The organism is Vibrio sp. NC2, assembly GCF_025195005.1.
Taxonomy (GTDB): Bacteria; Pseudomonadota; Gammaproteobacteria; order Enterobacterales; family Vibrionaceae; genus Vibrio; species Vibrio splendidus.
The window spans coordinates 14,478-31,671 of record NZ_JANVFC010000006.1 but is presented as its reverse complement, the minus strand read 5'-3'; the positions used below and the strand labels follow the sequence as shown (position 1 = coordinate 31,671).

The 17,194-nt window shown below is 44.5% G+C and carries 16 protein-coding genes; 7 read left to right on the top strand and 9 right to left on the bottom strand.

From position 1 onward, the window contains the following. Nucleotides 1-42 precede the first annotated feature (42 nt). The 4 genes from yciA to NX845_RS10280 all read right to left on the bottom strand — a co-directional run bounded on the left by yciA (nucleotide 43) and on the right by NX845_RS10280 (nucleotide 2,826). Entirely contained in the window at nucleotides 43-441 is a 399-nt protein-coding gene (gene yciA, locus NX845_RS10295) for an acyl-CoA thioester hydrolase YciA (RefSeq protein WP_004736513.1), read from the bottom strand. Between the two features lie 195 nt (nucleotides 442-636). Further along, on the bottom strand, nucleotides 637-1,257 hold the full coding sequence (locus NX845_RS10290) for a septation protein A (RefSeq protein ID WP_017094464.1): 621 nt from the start codon (nucleotides 1,255-1,257) through the stop codon (nucleotides 637-639). Between the two features lie 146 nt (nucleotides 1,258-1,403). After that, the gene (locus NX845_RS10285; protein WP_260256803.1) at nucleotides 1,404-1,652 is read right to left on the bottom strand and encodes a hypothetical protein; all 249 of its coding nucleotides are present in this window, start codon (nucleotides 1,650-1,652) and stop codon (nucleotides 1,404-1,406) included. Between the two features lie 286 nt (nucleotides 1,653-1,938). Further along, the gene (locus tag NX845_RS10280) at nucleotides 1,939-2,826 is read right to left on the bottom strand and encodes a LysR substrate-binding domain-containing protein (protein ID WP_065681549.1); all 888 of its coding nucleotides are present in this window, start codon (nucleotides 2,824-2,826) and stop codon (nucleotides 1,939-1,941) included. 181 nt (nucleotides 2,827-3,007) lie between these two features. Between NX845_RS10280 and hisC the strand changes: the two genes are divergently transcribed. The 5 genes from hisC to NX845_RS10255 all read left to right on the top strand — a co-directional run bounded on the left by hisC (nucleotide 3,008) and on the right by NX845_RS10255 (nucleotide 8,370). Beyond that, nucleotides 3,008-4,159 (top strand): histidinol-phosphate transaminase, encoded by a 1,152-nt coding sequence (hisC, locus tag NX845_RS10275; protein ID WP_065681548.1) that lies wholly within the window; start codon nucleotides 3,008-3,010, stop codon nucleotides 4,157-4,159. A 10-nt stretch (nucleotides 4,160-4,169) separates the two neighbouring features. After that, the gene (locus NX845_RS10270) at nucleotides 4,170-4,943 is read left to right on the top strand and encodes an ABC transporter substrate-binding protein (protein ID WP_017085617.1); all 774 of its coding nucleotides are present in this window, start codon (nucleotides 4,170-4,172) and stop codon (nucleotides 4,941-4,943) included. Nucleotides 4,944-5,534: 591 nt separating this feature from the next. After that, nucleotides 5,535-6,494, top strand: a complete 960-nt coding sequence (locus NX845_RS10265) for a TRAP transporter substrate-binding protein (protein WP_065681547.1) — start codon at nucleotides 5,535-5,537, stop codon at nucleotides 6,492-6,494. Nucleotides 6,495-6,561: 67 nt separating this feature from the next. Then, a complete protein-coding gene (locus tag NX845_RS10260) occupies nucleotides 6,562-7,041 on the top strand; it encodes a TRAP transporter small permease (RefSeq protein ID WP_004736522.1) in 480 nt (159 codons plus the stop codon). Between the two features lie 21 nt (nucleotides 7,042-7,062). After that, nucleotides 7,063-8,370, top strand: a complete 1,308-nt coding sequence (locus tag NX845_RS10255) for a TRAP transporter large permease (RefSeq protein WP_065681546.1) — start codon at nucleotides 7,063-7,065, stop codon at nucleotides 8,368-8,370. A gap of 102 nt (nucleotides 8,371-8,472) precedes the next feature. Here the strand turns inward: NX845_RS10255 and NX845_RS10250 are convergent, their stop codons facing one another. Continuing rightward, nucleotides 8,473-9,792, bottom strand: coding sequence for a dicarboxylate/amino acid:cation symporter (locus NX845_RS10250; protein WP_017078211.1), 1,320 nt, complete (start codon nucleotides 9,790-9,792; stop codon nucleotides 8,473-8,475). A gap of 411 nt (nucleotides 9,793-10,203) precedes the next feature. Here NX845_RS10250 and NX845_RS10245 point away from each other — a divergent pair, with 411 nt between their 5' ends. Beyond that, nucleotides 10,204-11,610, top strand: coding sequence for a nodulation protein NfeD (locus tag NX845_RS10245; protein ID WP_065681545.1), 1,407 nt, complete (start codon nucleotides 10,204-10,206; stop codon nucleotides 11,608-11,610). An 82-nt stretch (nucleotides 11,611-11,692) separates the two neighbouring features. Beyond that, on the top strand, nucleotides 11,693-12,490 hold the full coding sequence (locus NX845_RS10240; protein ID WP_004729804.1) for a slipin family protein: 798 nt from the start codon (nucleotides 11,693-11,695) through the stop codon (nucleotides 12,488-12,490). A 101-nt stretch (nucleotides 12,491-12,591) separates the two neighbouring features. Here the strand turns inward: NX845_RS10240 and trpA are convergent, their stop codons facing one another. The 4 genes from trpA to trpD form a co-directional block, all read right to left on the bottom strand. Continuing rightward, nucleotides 12,592-13,398 (bottom strand): tryptophan synthase subunit alpha, encoded by an 807-nt coding sequence (trpA, locus tag NX845_RS10235; protein ID WP_017080965.1) that lies wholly within the window; start codon nucleotides 13,396-13,398, stop codon nucleotides 12,592-12,594. Beyond that, nucleotides 13,398-14,588: a tryptophan synthase subunit beta gene (gene trpB, locus NX845_RS10230; RefSeq protein ID WP_004729801.1), complete on the bottom strand. Its 1,191-nt coding sequence runs from the start codon at nucleotides 14,586-14,588 to the stop codon at nucleotides 13,398-13,400. Before trpB ends, trpA begins: the two co-directional genes overlap by 1 nt. Nucleotides 14,589-14,719: 131 nt before the next feature. Beyond that, nucleotides 14,720-16,171, bottom strand: a complete 1,452-nt coding sequence (gene trpCF, locus NX845_RS10225; RefSeq protein ID WP_065681544.1) for a bifunctional indole-3-glycerol-phosphate synthase TrpC/phosphoribosylanthranilate isomerase TrpF — start codon at nucleotides 16,169-16,171, stop codon at nucleotides 14,720-14,722. Between the two features lie 20 nt (nucleotides 16,172-16,191). Beyond that, on the bottom strand, nucleotides 16,192-17,187 hold the full coding sequence (gene trpD, locus NX845_RS10220) for an anthranilate phosphoribosyltransferase (RefSeq protein ID WP_017080967.1): 996 nt from the start codon (nucleotides 17,185-17,187) through the stop codon (nucleotides 16,192-16,194). Between the last annotated feature and the right edge of the window lie 7 nt (nucleotides 17,188-17,194).

Here is a 17,194-nt window from a genome sequence, read left to right as displayed (position 1 = left end):
AATGGCTAAAGACCTTACAGTGCGATAGGGCCGTCGAAAGTACTATTTATTAATTGGGCGGGGTTTACCGCTTTCGTCTACAGCAACGTAGTTGAATGTCGCGCCACATACCTTGTAACGATCGCCGATGCCGTGATCAAGTACCGGCTTAACCCATACTTCTAGGTCGATATTCATCGAGCTACGACCAATCTTGGTGCAGTCACCATAAACACATACCACATCACCCACTGAAACTGGTTGTTTGAACTCGATACCTGATACTGAAACCGTGACTATCTTGCCGTTAGAGATCTCTTTCGCCAGTATCCCGCCAGCAAGGTCGAGCTGAGACATTATCCAACCACCGAAAATCTGGCCTGCTGCATTGGTATCAGAAGGCATCGCCAAAGTGCGAAGAAGTAAAGAACCAATCGGGTTCAAAGTTGATTGAATAGTCATTGTTGTACTCTTAATGGTATTGATTGTTTTAAATTTAAATAGATGTGTTTGCGGGACTCGCGGTGGTCGTATTTTTAACGTATTCACCGAACACAAACAATCAGTGGCCAATGATCACGAGTATCATTGGCCACTGTTAAATAGCATATTGATAATAATTGTATCAAAAAGGGGATGAGGACTCATCCCTTAGGGTTACTTCTCGTCGGTATTTTTATCCGTTAACTCTTTCTGCTGGTCTTTTTGTAGATGCTGTTCTTTCGGCAAATGCTGATCTTTTTGTAGATGCTGGTCTTTTGGCAAATGCTTATAAATATAGACACCCGTTAGCAAGGTAAATGCAAAAGTAGCGATCAGTAAGCCAAACACTTTGAAGTTTACCCAAACATCCAAGGGTAGGCTGAAAGCAACGTAAACGTTGAGAATGGCACATAGAGTAAAGAACAAAGTCCAAGCCCAGTTGATCTTGCTCCATACCGCTTCAGGAAGTGTGATCTCTTTACCCAGCATGCCTTTAATCGCTGACTTGCCCATTAGGTGACTGACGGTCAGGCCGATAGCGAACAATGCATAAACGATGGTTACTTTCCATTTAATGAAGTTGTCATCGTGCAAGAAAATGGTCATGCCACCAAATACGGCAACCATCAGAAATGTGATGATCTGCATTTTCTCTACTTTCTTGTAGATGACGTATGTCAAAACGATTTGTACTGCGGAAGCAACAATCAATGCACCTGTAGCCGTGTAGATGTCATACATCTTATACAGCGCAAAGAAAATAATGAGAGGAATGAAATCAAGGATTTGCTTCATGTGGCACTGACTGTCCAGTTAGTTGAGTTGCAGACAGTCTAACGAAAACTGTCTCGATGCTAAATAGCCCGAGACAATTGGGTGCTAATTAATTCCATGTAAATGCTTTATCTAGTCGGATCTTTTCATCATCGAGTTGGATAACGTTATCGCATTGATGTGGTTTGGTAGCGAGGTATTAGCTTCTTGATATCTTCAAGGTAACCCTCGCTCATTAAGCTGTCTAAGGTGTTTTCGAGCTCTTGCTCACTCATGGCAAAACACGTCGATTTGCCTGTCGTTAGGTCGAGATACTCGTGATATTCACGCTCTGTGAAGTGGCCAATTCTGTCCATTAATAAGGTTTTAATTCCATGGTGAATCAAGCCGTAATACGTATGTCTTTGTAAGGTCATAGCCTATCCTCCGTGACAAGCTGCAGTGAAACTGTTGCAACCTGCTGTATATTGGTTGGGTTATCTATGACAAAGCAATTCGAATGCCATTTTCTCTAATTGAACGGAACATTTTCCCTACCAAATAGAATTGAACTTCTTTTCAAATAGTTAAAGCAAGGTACGTTCTGTTCTCAGACAACCAATACGTAACAGACATAGAATAGTTTCATTTTGAGAACGATGAAATTCTCATTATGACGCTCTACTGCCATTTATAGTGTGCTTCTATCTACGATGATTGCCGCTAATCGACAAGCCAATCAACCAGCGTAGATAAGGATGTATTTTGTCGATTCTTAGGCTGCAGCAAGAAGTAACCATTTCCAGAAAAGACACTGCCTTCACTCACTTTCACCAACCTGCCCAAATCAATATCTTGCTTAGCCAGCGTGATGTCGCCTATGGCAATGCCAAACCCTTGAATGGCTGCGTTCATCGCTTGATCAAGTGTCGCGAATTGTTGGTTGTTCTTACTTGAAAGGTCATGACTTCCTATGTGCTCTAACCAAAGTCGCCAATCACTTTGCTCATTGTTGGCGTGTAACCAAGTGTATTGAGCGAGCTTGTGTGGCTTGATGATAGTAGAAGCGCTACTTACAAGATGGCCCTGAGTAATGCTTTGCGCCTGGCAGACCGGAGCCAGCTGCTCGTTGAACAATAACTGGCTCACAATCGATTGTTGGTTTGGCTTCTTTCCATAGGTAATTACGGCGTCAAACGGGTCAAAGCTTGGTTCAAAAACGTGCTTGATGGTCGACGTGAGCTCGACATCAATTTCAGGGTAGGCTTGCTGAAAAGACATCAATTTGGGTAGCAGCCAAGAGGTAATACAGCTGGGGGCGTTGAGTTTGATCTTAGAGGGAGAACTTGCCACTTGATTGAGAGCCGATTGCAGTTGATGAATCGTTCCTTGTATCAGGGGAACCAGCTCTTCTCCTTTCGGCGTTAAAGACAATCCTCGAGCATGTCGATAGAAGAGATCACAGCCAAGGCTTTCTTCAAACGACAATATCTGACGACTTACTGCACCTTGCGTAACATTGAGCTCATGTGCCGCGCGCGTAAAGTTGAGATGTCTTGCCGTCGACAAGAACGCGAGCAAGGTTTTGGTTGAAGGAAGTGTGCGATTCATATCTTTACCTATGACTTTTTATCATGGCTATTATGTGATTATTTCGATTCATTTATCAATAGTGTTCTGTTTGAATGTAAATACTTAATCATCATTTGTGATTCAATATGTGTATAAGTCACATTTTTTGAATATGAAGGCAGTGGTGAAGACATTGTGATTTTGTGAAAGGGATAGCTTCTTGACATCTTTTATCGATAGTTTAGTACCTCAGGCTGTAAAAAAATTAATACCTTATCAATCAGCAAGAAGAATTGGTGGTGATGGACGTGTCTGGTTAAACGCGAACGAATTGGAAAGCTCGCTGTTTCAAGGAGAAGCAAGCCACAATAGATACCCAGATTTTTTACCGCAAGATATTGCTAAGGCTTATCAAGCGTATTGCGGAACTGATGCTGCGACTGTTGCCGTTCGTGGAGCAGATGAAGCGATAGATTTACTGATCAGAACATTCTGTAAGCCAGCGAGTGACAATATACTTATTTGTTCACCAACGTATGCAATGTATGAGTTTTGCGCAGATGCATTGGCGATTAATACCTTGGATTCTCCATTGCAGCAAGACTTCAGCCTTAACGTCGCTGATATTGTGAATAAGGCAGAACTGACTAATATCGTGTTTCTTTGCTCGCCAAACAACCCAACGGGTAATGTGATTCCCAAATCGGATTTGATTCAGGTACTGGAAGGCACGATTGGAAAATCTCTAGTGGTAGTCGATGAAGCGTATATCGAGTTTGAACCACAAACGTCAGCGGTGAGCCTTATTGAGCGTTATCCGCATTTGGTAGTGATTCGCACCTTGTCTAAGGCGTTTGGACTGGCTGCGGTTCGATGTGGCTTTATCTTAGCGAGTCAAAATGTGATGCAGTATGTCGCTAAATTAATTCCACCGTATCCGATGCCGGATTGCTCATCTCAAATCGTGTTAGACGCTTTGTCTGATGAACGAGTCTCAGTGATGCAAGACGCCACACAAAAGCTGGTCGAACTACGTAACTGGTTTGCTTGTGAGTTAACGCAGTTTGATTTCATCGAGTCTGTTTACCCTTCATCGACGAACTTTATTTTGCTGCGTCAAAAACCAGGGCATCAAGTGTTCAGTGTATTGGCGAAGGATGGCATTGTGACAAGGAATCAAAACCATGAACCTGCTTTGCGTAACTGTGTTCGAATCAGTATTGGTAGCCAAGAGAGCATGTTAGAAGTGATAACGTCACTAACACGCTACCAAATCGAGCTACAACAGACTCAACAAGATCAGCAAAAACGACAGCATCAACAATCTCAACATAAAGAAACTCAATCTCAACTCGATAAAGATCATATCTAGGATGGCAATGATGAAAAAGATAATACTAGGACTCGCTTGTGCGGCCGCTTTACTTGGTACAACGGTACAGGCGAAAGAAATCCGTTTGGCGTCGGACTTTACGTATCCGCCATTCAACTATAAAAACAGTGACGGTGTGCCTGTCGGGTTTGATATTGAGATAGCTGATGCCTTGTGTGAGCAAGCCAAACTCGATTGCACTTGGGTTTCACAAAGTTGGGATTCGTTAATTCCAAGCTTATTGGCAAGAAAGTCAGACGTGATCATGGCGTCGATGCGTATTACCGAAGAGCGTAAGCGCAAGATTTTGTTCACCGATAAGTACTACCAAACGCCAGCCGTGTTTGTTGCTGCTAAAAGCGCCGAGTTCAGCGTCGATGAGGCAGGCTTAGCAGGTAAAACCATCGGTGTTCAGCAAGGCACGATTCACGATCGCTACGTAACAGACAAGTTTGGCGATGTGGCAAACATTAAACGCTATACCGGCCAAGATGAAGTTTATCTGGATCTCCAAAACGGTCGTCTAGATCTAACCTTCGGCAACTCAGATCAACTGTCATTGGCTTTCTTAGACAAGAAAGAAGGCGAGGGCTTTGAATTCAAAGGCAAAGCAGTGACCGACAAAGCCTACATTGGCGAAGGTACGGCGTTAGCACTAAGAAAGCAGGATTCAAAACTGGCGAAACAATTCAATGCCGCGATTGAAGAGATCAGAGCGAACGGTACTTACGACAAGATCGCTGCTAAGTACTTCACGTTTGATATTTATGGCGCTGATTTGTAATTCGTTTAACGCCTAAAAACTAGAACACCAAAAACAAAAATCCGAGGGCTGTGAAGCTCTCGGATTTTTGTTACAAATAATTCGCCTTAGTAAGATTCCCACCGTTGTCTTTATCCCTGCTTATCCACTCTTGTTCCATACGCTCAGCCTGAAACCTTACCTCTACCACCTCAGAAATCGCAGTTCACGACTCGCTTTTTCAATCGATGAGACCTTCTTTGTCCGTGCCTAATTACTGATTTTAAGATCTTAAAATAACACAAACTTGCGCGTAATTTTTGCTAATAGACTGTTCTAAAAGCAGTTGAAAGCGATCGGAATTCCCCAAAAATCCGAAGTTAGACTGCTTAATGGTCTAATTGGTGCCAAATATGATTGGTATCACAATCAATTCAGCTCTCTGGCAAATAGATGAACCTTAGCTCACAAAATATACATATAGTATTGTAATACAAAATATATGGAGGTAAGAATATTGTAATGAAACGTTACGGTCATGAGCAGTATGCAATAGAACGTTAGATTTCAAGCTCAGCTAGAACGTGTCATATAAAAACTGTACCTCTTACAAAATGGATTCTGGAGAAGAACATGAAAAAACACCTACTGACGATTGCAGCGGCGTCAATTCTGATGGCATTTGGCGCTCAAGCAAAAACTTTGACCTTAGGGCATGCAATGTCATTAGAAAGCGCAGCTCACCAAGGCATGGTGATCATGGCTGATAAAGTGAAAGAAAAATCGAATGGTGACCTTACGATTAAGATCTTTCCAAACGGTCAATTAGGCTCTGAACGTGACCAAGCGGAGCAAGTTGTTACTGGCGCGATTGATATGGCCAAAATCAATGGTGGGCTAGCCGAATCTTTTGAACCAACGTTTAAAGTTAATGCACTGCCTTTCTTATTCCGTGACGTTCCACATATGAGAACCTTCATGCGAAGTGAAGCAGCACAAGAGATGTTGCTTTCAAGTCAAGGTAAAGGCTTCATCGGTCTTACGTTCTATGACTCAGGCACACGTAGCTTCTACGCTAAAAAAGCCATTAACTCACCGGCTGATCTCGCTGGTATGAAAGTTCGAGTTCCGGGTTCTCCAACGATGATGGAAATGGTTAATCTATTAGGTGGTAAAGCAACGCCTGTACCTTTCAATGAGGTATACACGGCGCTGCAACAAGGCGTAATTGACGGTGCTGAAAATAATATTTCTAGCTTAGTTGAAATGAAACACAGCGAAGTTGCCAAATTTTACTCTATGGACCAGCACATGATGACACCTGACGTGATCATCATTTCAGAATACAAATGGGGTTCATTAACGGCAGAAGAGCAAAAAATCTTAAAAGAAGCTGCTGCTGAGTCTCTTGAAGAGCAGATCAAAATCTGGGACGCAACAGATGACATGAACAAAGAGAAAGGAATGAAAGAAGGCGTAACGTTTGTTGAAGTTGATAAAGCCCCTTTCCGTGCAGCTGTTAAACCTATGATTGATGAGGCGAAAAAAGATCCAAAACTAGCTCCATTCATTGAAAAAATTGAAGCTCTTTAATCAGTCTTAGTGAAAATATAATTTTGCCTTGGCTTTGCTAAGGCAAAATTTTTTGAGGTATCACACCATGTTAGCAACTTTCAGAAACCTACTTGATAGGCTGATTCTTTTTGTCTCTTCTTTTGCACTCATGTTACTTGTCGTTACTGTCACTTGGCAGGTCTTTAGTCGTTATGTTTTGAATGATCCAAGTAACTGGACTGATGAACTTGCCCGTTATGCGATGGTATGGCTTGGCTTATTAGGGGCAAGCTACTTATTCGGTATCAAAGGACACTTAGCAATAACGTTATTGGATGGTTATCTTAAGGGTAAAGCACATATCGCATTACATGTACTCATCAATATCATTTCTGGCGCATTTGTATTTCTAGCAATGCTTCAAGGTGGCATCGCCCTAATGGGAAGAACCACACAACAACTCTCTCCAGCACTGCAATTACCGATGTCGACGGTGTATTCAATATTGCCGATTTCAGCCGTTATTATCCTCATCTATTTGGTCATGAATACGTTTGATCTTTTTTGTGAACCCAACAAAAAGTAAGTTTTAAAAGGACTCTATATTATGGATTTGTCCATTGGTGTTTGGCTGCTAGGCCTATTCTTATTCATGATCGCGATTAGCATGCCGATTGCGATTGCAATTGCCATGTCATCTTTAACGATCATGTATTTCATCTTACCGTTTGAAGTCGCCAGTATTACTGCGGGTCAAAAAATCATTACCGGTATCGATAGTTTCAGTTTATTAGCCATCCCTTTCTTTATCCTCGCTGGGAATATAATGAATGTGGGTGGCATCGCGAGTCGACTTATCAACCTTGCAAAGCTCTTGGTTGGTTGGATTCCGGGCTCACTTTTTCACGTGAACATCTTCGCCAATATGATGTTTGGCGCCGTTTCAGGATCAGCCGTTGCAGCAGCAGCTGCGGTTGGTAAAACCTTAGGCCCTGAATTAGAAAAAGATGGCTATGATAAAAACTTAGCAACAGCAGTAAACGTTGCATCTTGCCCGGCAGGCTTACTAATACCGCCGAGTAATTCGTTGATCGTATTTTCAGTAGTATCGGGCGGAACATCCGTTGCGGCGCTGTTTATCGCAGGTTATGTCCCAGGTATTTTAATGGGTTTAAGTTGTATGGTCGTCGCCTATTTCATCGCTAAAAAGAAGGGCTACAAAACAAGTGCCAATGAAGGCTTCACAACGAAAGATGTGCTGAATATTGTTTGGCAAGCAACACCAAGCTTAGGGCTTATTGTTGTTGTTATTGGCGGTATTATTGGTGGGATTTTCACTGCAACAGAAGGGGCATGTATAGCGGTTCTATACTCTTTTATACTGTCACTCTGTTACCGAACCCTCAAATGGGCACACTTCCCGATAATTTGTAGAGAAACCGTTCAGGTTACTGGCATTATGCTGTTCTTGATTGGTGCTTCAACCATCATGTCATGGGCAATGGCGTTTACCGGTCTACCGACCATGATCAGCGATTGGATGCTCTCTATTTCAGATAATCCGATTATCATCTTTATTCTGATGAATCTGATCCTACTAATTGTGGGTATGTTTATGGACCTTACGCCAGCCGTATTGATCTTTACCCCTATCTTTATGCCGATTGCTGAGCATTTAGGCATGCATCCAATTCACTTCGCGATGATGATTATCTTCAACTTATGTATTGGTATTGCAACGCCACCCGTTGGTACGGCGCTATTTGTGGGTTGTAGTGTCAGTGGCTCCAAGATCGAAAACGTTATAAGAAGTATCATGCCGTTTTGTGCCGTATTGATCGTCACACTGTTGGCCATTACTTTTATTCCTGAAATTAGTTTGGCTCTGCCTCGTGCGTTTGGACTCATCAATTAGCCTGACAAGGGTAAGATTTACCGACTCAACATTAATCATTACCTAATAAAAAACCGCCTGTATGAAGGCGGTTTTTTTATCAATCAAAACTGAAGCTTAATATTACGCTTGCTGTTTTTGTAGCTCAGCTTCTTTCGCTTCGTCTTCGATTAGAGAATCAACGATGACTGCACATGCTGCATCACCAGTGATGTTCAGAGCAGTACGGATCATGTCGAAGATACGGTCCAGAGCGAACAATAGAGGTAGACCTTCAATAGGGATACCAGCCGCTAGAAGAACCGCAACTACTAGGAAAGAAGGACCTGGAACACCTGCTTGACCAACTGCGCCTAGAGTCGACGTTACGATGATAGCAATGTAAGCGCCCATAGACAGGTCGATGTTGAACAGCTGTGCGAAGAAGATAGCAACTAGGCCGTAGTAAATTGCGTTACCAGACATGTTGATCGTCGCACCAAGTGGCAGAACGAATGAAGCCGTAGAGTTACGAACACCAAGTTCTTTCTCTACCGTTTCCATTGTTACTGGCAGTGTCGCCATTGAAGAGGCTGTTGATAGTGCAACCGCTTGAGGTTTCTTCATTGCCACTAGGAACTTCTTAGCTGAAGTCTTAGTGAAGATTTGAATCATCAGTGGGTATGCCACAAAGCCGAAGATAAGAATCGCAGCAATGTAGACAATGAACAGCTTGAACACGACCATAAGTGCGCCAAAACCGAATGTACCGACTGCTTCTGCCATTAGGCCAAATACGCCAAGTGGTGCAATGATCATAACCTTGTTGATCATCCAAACCATAGCGTCAACAATCGCGTTTACGCCATTGATGATTGGGTCGCGCTTTTCTTTCGCTTGTTTAGAAATCGCAATACCGAAGAATAAGCAGAAAACGAGAATTTGCAGAATGTTAGCTTCGTTCAGTGATTGGAAAACGTTGGTAGGGATCATGCCCGTGATGGTTGCCCAGAACGTTGGAAGTTCGCCTTTCGCAGCGTATTCAGAAGAGAACATACCTTCAACGCCAGAAACATCGATACCACGACCCGGTTCGAATACTTCACCCATTACAAGCGCTAGTGCTACAGCAAGTGCAGACGTTAGTGCAAAGTAACCCAGTGTAACCACACCAACTTTACCTGCTGATGAGCTATTACCTAGACCTGCAGCACCTGAAATTAGGGCAACTGCGACTAGAGGAATAACCAGCATCTTGATTAAGTTGATGAAGATTGCGCCCAGTGGAGCGAACATTGTTGCGCTGTCACCCATCATTGCACCGACAGCGGTACCGATGATCATTGCAATAACGACTTGAACGCCGATGTTGCTTAGTAAACTCTTTTCTTTTAACACTTCCATAACCTCTGTGCTACTAAATATAAAAATCCCAGAACTACTCACCAATGTACGATGTACCATTGGATTAATATTTCGCGACGAGTTTTACACGTATCCTTTACATTTATCAATATGAGCAGAGGTGAAAGTCTCTGAAAAACAGGTGGTCTAATGTCATTTGTTGATTTTGCACAACAATGCAATCGTTTGCCTTGGTTTTTTATTGCGATGTTATTTGTTGAATTTATAAAAGCCTTTTCTCTGGAGATTTTGTGAATGATTTGCAAGCGCTGGTATTGAAAACGTCTTGTTAACATTTTGATTTCATTTGCGAGTGTTTTTTGAACGCCTATGTTGGGGGTGAATCCACAGTTACGTGTTGTGTGAAATTTAGCCTGAACTATGCTTAAGGTATCTATTTATTACCAAGATGTTACCTCTGCGCTTTAAATAAAACGTCTATCTAGCATCTCAGTTGTAAGGAGGGGGGCTATGACTTTTATATTAAAGTACTTGTTTGCGTTTCTTCTGTTGTTCAGCTCTGTATTCGCTCAGGCCGATGATGTCTGGGTGATTGAGGTGAACGGAGGGATAGGTCCGGCGACCAGTGATTACCTCACTAGAGAAATAGAACAAGCTCACGATGAGCAAGCAAAGCTCATCATTTTGAAAATGAACACGCCTGGCGGGTTAGATTCGTCGATGCGTGACATTATTCGATCCATCACCACGTCACCGATTCCGATAGCAACTTGGGTTGGGTCAGCAGGCTCACGTGCGGCGAGTGCGGGAACCTATATTTTACTTGCTAGTCACATCGCTTCTATGGCGCCCGGAACTAATCTAGGTGCAGCAACCCCTGTGTCGCTCGGTGGGGGCAAAGCGCCTGCTAATCCGTTATCTCCTCAAGACGATGCTAATAAAGATGATAACACTTCGGCGAGTGATCAAGACGAAACCAAACAAGAGAACTCAGACCAAGTAAAAGCCACCACTGCGATGGAGAAGAAAGTCATCAATGATGCTGCGGCTTACATTGTCAGTTTGGCTAAGCTACACAACCGTAATGAAGAATGGGCAGAAAAAGCGGTAAGAGAAGCGGCGAGTTTAGACTCAGAGAACGCACTCACACTTAACGTGATTGATTTTATTGCTAGCGACCTTCAGCAATTGGTTGAACTGAGTAACGGGCGCACTGTCACCATCAACGGTGTCAGTCAGGAAGTTCAGCTCAATGAGGTGGTTTTTATCGAGCGGGAACAAGACTGGCGCTTTAGTTTGCTGTCAGTGATCACGAACCCGAACGTTGCATATATTTTGATGCTGATTGGTATCTACGGTTTGTTACTCGAATTCTATAACCCCGGCGTCGGGCTACCGGGTGTTTTGGGCGGTATCTGTCTGTTATTAGCGATGTACTCCTTACAAATGCTGCCTGTGAGTTACGCGGGCCTTGCTTTAATCCTATTGGGAATTGCTTTGATGGTCGCAGAGGCCTTTAGCCCCAGTTTTGGCATCTTCGGTTTGGGCGGCGTCGCTGCGTTTACGCTCGGCTCGATCATGTTGATGGATACCGAAGTGCCGGGTTATCAAATCGCATTGCCGTTAATTATCGGGATCAGTTTGTTCTCTGTTGCCTTTATCGTCGTAACAATATCAATGCTAGTCCGAGTGAGAAACAAACCAGTGACTACGGGGATGGAAGCGGTAGTCGGTGACACGGGCAAAGTGGTAAGCGGCTTCCCCGGTGCGGGGCATGTGCTAGTCGAAGGTGAGATCTGGCAAGCCAAATGTGCGAGTGAATTGCAAGTGGGGCAGATCATCAGAGTGACCAAGCTGACGGGGCTATCTTTATATGTTGAGGCGCTGCCCGATGATACATCATCGAAATCTAGCTAGCGCGGACTGTTAGAGTGGAATGCTAGAACAAACGTTATTGAATTATTAATTGCTTAGCCATCGTTACCATTAGGGGGCGGTTATGTTTATACACACTATAGGTATTGTCATTGTGCTCGTTATCTTGTTGATAGCCAGCATGTTCAGAGTGCTGCGCGAATATGAACGTGCAGTGGTGTTTTTCCTTGGGCGCTTTTACGGTGTTAAAGGGCCGGGGTTAATTATCATCATTCCTTTCATCCAACAAATTGTGCGAGTGGATCTACGAACTATCGTGTTGGACGTGCCGACGCAAGATTTGATCACACGCGATAACGTGTCAGTGAAGGTGAATGCCGTGGTCTATTTTCGAGTGCTGGATCCGAAGATGGCGATCAATAACGTAGAGAACTACCTCGAAGCGACCAGTCAACTGTCACAAACAACGTTGCGTTCAGTATTAGGACAGCATGAGTTGGATGAATTGCTGTCTGAGCGAGAAGAGCTCAATAGAGACTTGCAAGCGATACTGGATCAACACACCGATAACTGGGGGATTAAGATTGCCAATGTCGAGATCAAGCATGTGGATCTTGATGACAGTATGGTGCGAGCCCTTGCTAAGCAAGCCGAGGCGGAACGTTCACGTCGAGCTAAGGTGATCCATGCAACAGGGGAATTAGAAGCATCAACCAAGCTGAAAGAGGCTGCAGAGGTTCTTAATCAAGCGCCCAACGCCATTCAATTGCGATATATGCAAACACTAACAGAAGTAGCTAATGAGCGAACTTCCACAATCATATTCCCAATGCCCATCGATCTGGTCGAGAAGATAACCGACCCGATCAAAGCGACGCTCAATGAGGCAGCGATTAAGAAAGCGATGAAAGCCGATGAGTGATTGGCTCAAATGAAGAGCAATAAAAAAGGCTCCACAGTTGTGGAGCCTTTTAGTATTTGAATCGCTGGTTCTATTTAATGACCATTGATTACGAGCGTCGATTATTTCTGCGTAGCCGCTTTCATTGGCGTAACAAACTCCGCAAGGGCTTTAAGCATTGCTTCTGGTTGTTCAACGTTGTTTTCAATGATTTTAACTACGGCTGAGCCTGAGATCGCACCGGCAGCGCCAGCTACAATCGCTTCTTTCACTTGTTCAGGAGCCGAGATACCGAAACCAAGCAGTGCTGGTGGCGCATCGAACTTGTTCAAGCGATCAAGCAGTGCCGTTACTGGCATGTTTGCTTTTGTTTCTGCACCCGTTACGCCTGAGCGAGAAAGTAGGTAGGTGTAGCCGCCACCTAGCTCAGATACTGATTGAAGCGTTTCATCGCTTGCTGTTGGTGGAGCAATAAAGATTGGGTGAACACCAAACTTCTTAGCTGCAGCAACAAACTCGCCACTCTCGTTAGTTGGTACATCAGCAATCAATACTGAATCGATACCTGCTTTTGCGCAGCGTTCGTAAAAATTTTCTATACCACGTGCGTAAACCAAGTTTGCGTACATCAGTAGGCCGATTGGTAACTCTGGGTATTTAGCACGAATTTGACCGATAAGATCGAAGCACACATCTGGCGTTACTTTTGAATCTAACGCGCGAATGTTTGCGCCTTGGATTGTTGGGCCATCTGCAAGCGGATCTGAGAATGGGATGCCAAGCTCAAGTGCGTCAGCACCCGCTTCAACTAGCGTTTCCATGATCTTAAGAGACTGCTCAGGGTTAGGATCGCCAACCGTTACGAATGGTACAAATGCGCCCTGATTCTTTTCAGCTAAGCGAGTGAAGAGTGATTGATAGCGATCCATTATAATGCTCCTTTCTCTTTAAGAATGTCGTGTACGGAGAAAATGTCTTTGTCACCACGACCAGATAAGTTAACCACTAATAGCTGTTCTTTCTCTGGGTCGTCGTGAGCCATTTTGACAGCGTGAGCCACAGCATGAGATGACTCGAGTGCTGCGATAATACCTTCTTTGCGTGCAATCAATTGGAACGCTTCTAGCGCTTCATCGTCGGTTACGTTGTCGTATTCAGCACGGCCAATAGCATTTAGGTGCGCGTGTTGAGGACCAACTGATGGGAAATCTAGGCCTGCAGAAACAGAGTAAGACTCTTCTACTTGGCCGTTCTCATCTTGCATCAGTGGTGCTTTCATACCGAAGAAGATACCGGTTTTACCGTGCTTAAGTGGCGCGCCGTGTTGGTCGGTATCAATACCTTTACCAGCAGGCTCTACACCGATCAGGCGAACAGACTCTTCTTCAATGAAGTCAGCGAACATACCGATAGCGTTTGAACCACCGCCGACACAAGCGATAACCGCATCTGGAAGGCGACCTTCACGAGCTAAGATTTGGTGCTTCGTTTCTTCACCAATCATGCGTTGGAAATCACGAACAATCGTTGGGAATGGGTGAGGGCCAGCCGCAGTACCCAATAGGTAGTGCGCGTCTTCATAAGTTGCAGACCAGTCACGTAGCGCTTCGTTACATGCATCTTTTAGCGTTGAAGAGCCAGAATGAACAGGGATAACCTCTGCGCCCATTAGCTTCATACGGAACACGTTCGGGCTTTGACGTTCAACGTCTTTTGCGCCCATGTAAACACGACACTTAAGGCCCAATAGAGCACAAGCTAGAGCCGTTGCAACACCATGTTGGCCTGCGCCAGTTTCAGCGATGATTTCCTGTTTACCCATACGTTTTGCTAGCAATGCTTGGCCAAGAACTTGGTTTGTCTTGTGAGCACCACCGTGAAGTAGATCTTCACGCTTTAGGTACAGTTTGGTTTTTGTACCTTTAGTCAGGTTACGCGTTAGCGTTAGTGCCGTTGGACGACCTGCGTACTCTTGCAGAAGCGTCATGAATTCACTGCGGAACTCAGGATCTGCTTGTGCATCGATAAATGCTTGTTCCAGTTGGTCTAGTGCTGGCACTAGGATCTGCGGTACGTATTGACCACCGTATTCACCAAAGTAGGCATCGAGTTTAGCCATTGTGTTATTCCTTCAATTCTATCGATGTGTATTCACACCAAGTCATTTAATCTTGCTTGAGCTTCGCAAAAGGCAAAGCTCACAAATATGTTTTTAGTTTCTGCTTTCTAATTTCTAGCGCCGAGCTTGGACTAGTAATTACGAATCGCTGCAAAAGCGCGTTGCAGTTTGTCTGCGTCTTTTTTACCTGGAGCGGATTCAACGCCTGAGTTTAGGTCTAGCCCTAAACAACCCAACTTAGCCGCTTGGTTAGCATTGTCTGGGTTTAGGCCACCCGCTAACATGATTGCGCTTTGGTTGTTGATTAGGCTCCAATCGAACGCTTGGCCTGTACCGCCAGTTTGAGAACCCACTTTAGTATCTAGCAGGTGACGAGTCACGTTGCTTTTCAGTAATTCTGGTAGCGCGCTTTTAGCGCCGTTTTCAGCACTGTAAGCAACACCGTAAGCTTTCCAAATCTCAACGTGTTCAGGTAGAGATTGTTTTAGTTCATCGACAAATGCTTGAGACTCATCACCGTGCAGTTGCACCGCAAATAAACCTAGCTCAGAAACCGTTTTCGCAACGTCAGTAACGCTATGATTTTGGAATACACCCACGTAGTTCAAAGGTGCGCCGCTCATGGTTAAACGAGCTGCTTCGATATCAACATGACGCTTAGATGCTTCAACGAAAATCAGACCACCGAATACCGCACCAGCTTGATAAGCCTTTGCTGCATCGTCAGAGTGAGTTAAACCACACACCTTGTTTTCACCGAGCGTCACTTTACGCACCGCAAGCTCTAGGTTCTTTTCAGCCATCAGAGAGCTACCGATTAGGAAGCCGTCTGCAAATGTTGAAAGGTCACGAACTTGTTGATGTGTGTAGATGCCAGACTCTGAAATCACGACTGCGTTTGGAGCCAGTTCGCGAATCAGCGGAGCCAACTCTTTGGTACGGTTCAAATCAGTCGAAAGGTCACGTAGGTTACGGTTATTAATACCGATCACTTTTGCTTTTAAAGCGACAGCGCGATGAAGTTCTTCTTCGTTGCTGACTTCGGTTAGTACACCCATATTTAGCGAGTGAGCGACGTCAGCAAGCGCTTGGTACTCTTCGTCATTCAATACCGATAGCATCAACAAGATAGCATCAGCTGAGTAATGACGAGCTAAGTAAACTTGGTAGGTATCAACCATGAAGTCTTTACAAAGAACAGGTTGCTTAGCAATGCTGCGAACCTTTGGTAAAAACTCGAAGTCACCTTGGAAGTATTTCTCGTCTGTCAGTACTGAAATTGCGTTGGCGTGGTTGTTGTACACCGATGCAATGTAGTCCAAATCAAACTCGTCACGGATTAAACCTTTTGACGGAGATGCCTTCTTACATTCAGTGATGAAAACCGTTTGTTCGCCGCTCAGTGCATCATAAAAGCTGCGGTCTGTTGCGGTTAACGCTGCTTTAAACTCGTCCAATGGTTGAGTTTGCTTACGCGCTTCAACCCATTGGTATTTGTCACGAACGATTTTTGCTAATACTTCCGCCATTTCAGCTTCTTTGACTGAAACGTGGGTCGACAGTTTATCGGTAGTCTGTGTCATGTTCTTTGTCTCGTCGTTCGTTAGGCGTGTGCAGCAAGCTTTTGTACAAGCTCGTACGCTTTGCCAGAGTTCATCGCGTCAATCGCTTGCTGTGTGTTGGCTTTTAGATCTTCGTGACCAAATAGACGCATCAGCAGAGCAACGTTGACTGCCACAGCGCCAACTTGAGCATCAGTACCTTTACCTGTCAGGATATCGGTTGTGATGGCTTTGTTCTCTTCTGGTTCGCCGCCCTTGATTGCTTCAAGAGGGTGAGTGTTCAGGCCAAAGTCAGCCGGTGTCACTGTGTACTCGTGAATTTTGCCATCTTTAATTTCAGCAACGATTGTCTCGCCATGAATAGCCACTTCATCAAGGCCACTACCGTGCACAACGGCAGCACGCTTCATACCCATTTGCAGCATGGTTTCCGCGATAGGGCGGACGAGCTCTTTGCTGTAAACACCCATTAACTCGATATTAGGGCGAGCAGGGTTAATCAGTGGACCAAGGATGTTGAAGATAGTGCGCGTTTTCATCGTCTGACGAACAGGCATCGCGTGACGTACACCGACGTGATATTGCGGAGCAAATAGGAATGCTACGCCAAGCTCGTCGACTGCAGTACGAGTGTCTTCTGCTGTCATCGCTAGGTTAATACCGAACGAATCCAGTAGGTCAGAAGAGCCTGATTTGCTCGATACGCTGCGGTTGCCGTGCTTAGCTATTTTTAAACCACACGCTGCTGCTACAAATGCAGAAGTTGTAGAAATGTTGATGGTGTCATGACCGTCGCCACCTGTACCTACGATGTCTGCGAAATCGTAATCAGGACGTGGGAACGGGTTTGCATTGGCAAGCAGTGCTTTTGCTGCGCCAGCGATCTCATCGGGCGTTTCGCCTTTGATTTTTAGTGCAGTTAGCGCAGAAGCCATCAAAATTGGGTCTAGTTCGCCCTTGATGATCACATCAAACAGTTGTTGGCTTTCTTCTTGAGTAAGAGACTGTTGTTCGTAAAGTTTATTAATCTGTTCCATGATCGTT

Bases quoted from the DNA above. Each gene is read 5' to 3' on its own strand.
- NX845_RS10285 (WP_260256803.1), bottom strand. From the start codon at position 1,652: ATGACCTTACAAAGACATACGTATTACGGCTTGATTCACCATGGAATT.
- yciA (WP_004736513.1), bottom strand. From the start codon at position 441: ATGACTATTCAATCAACTTTGAACCCGATTGGTTCTTTACTTCTTCGC.
- NX845_RS10280 (WP_065681549.1), bottom strand. From the start codon at position 2,826: ATGAATCGCACACTTCCTTCAACCAAAACCTTGCTCGCGTTCTTGTCG.
- trpCF (WP_065681544.1), bottom strand. From the start codon at position 16,171: ATGACACAGACTACCGATAAACTGTCGACCCACGTTTCAGTCAAAGAA.
- trpA (WP_017080965.1), bottom strand. From the start codon at position 13,398: ATGGATCGCTATCAATCACTCTTCACTCGCTTAGCTGAAAAGAATCAG.
- NX845_RS10250 (WP_017078211.1), bottom strand. From the start codon at position 9,792: ATGGTACATCGTACATTGGTGAGTAGTTCTGGGATTTTTATATTTAGT.
- trpB (WP_004729801.1), bottom strand. From the start codon at position 14,588: ATGGCTAAACTCGATGCCTACTTTGGTGAATACGGTGGTCAATACGTA.
- NX845_RS10290 (WP_017094464.1), bottom strand. From the start codon at position 1,257: ATGAAGCAAATCCTTGATTTCATTCCTCTCATTATTTTCTTTGCGCTG.
- NX845_RS10270 (WP_017085617.1), top strand. From the start codon at position 4,170: ATGAAAAAGATAATACTAGGACTCGCTTGTGCGGCCGCTTTACTTGGT.
- NX845_RS10255 (WP_065681546.1), top strand. From the start codon at position 7,063: ATGGATTTGTCCATTGGTGTTTGGCTGCTAGGCCTATTCTTATTCATG.
- NX845_RS10265 (WP_065681547.1), top strand. From the start codon at position 5,535: ATGAAAAAACACCTACTGACGATTGCAGCGGCGTCAATTCTGATGGCA.
- NX845_RS10260 (WP_004736522.1), top strand. From the start codon at position 6,562: ATGTTAGCAACTTTCAGAAACCTACTTGATAGGCTGATTCTTTTTGTC.
- trpD (WP_017080967.1), bottom strand. From the start codon at position 17,187: ATGGAACAGATTAATAAACTTTACGAACAACAGTCTCTTACTCAAGAA.
- NX845_RS10240 (WP_004729804.1), top strand. From the start codon at position 11,693: ATGTTTATACACACTATAGGTATTGTCATTGTGCTCGTTATCTTGTTG.
- NX845_RS10245 (WP_065681545.1), top strand. From the start codon at position 10,204: ATGACTTTTATATTAAAGTACTTGTTTGCGTTTCTTCTGTTGTTCAGC.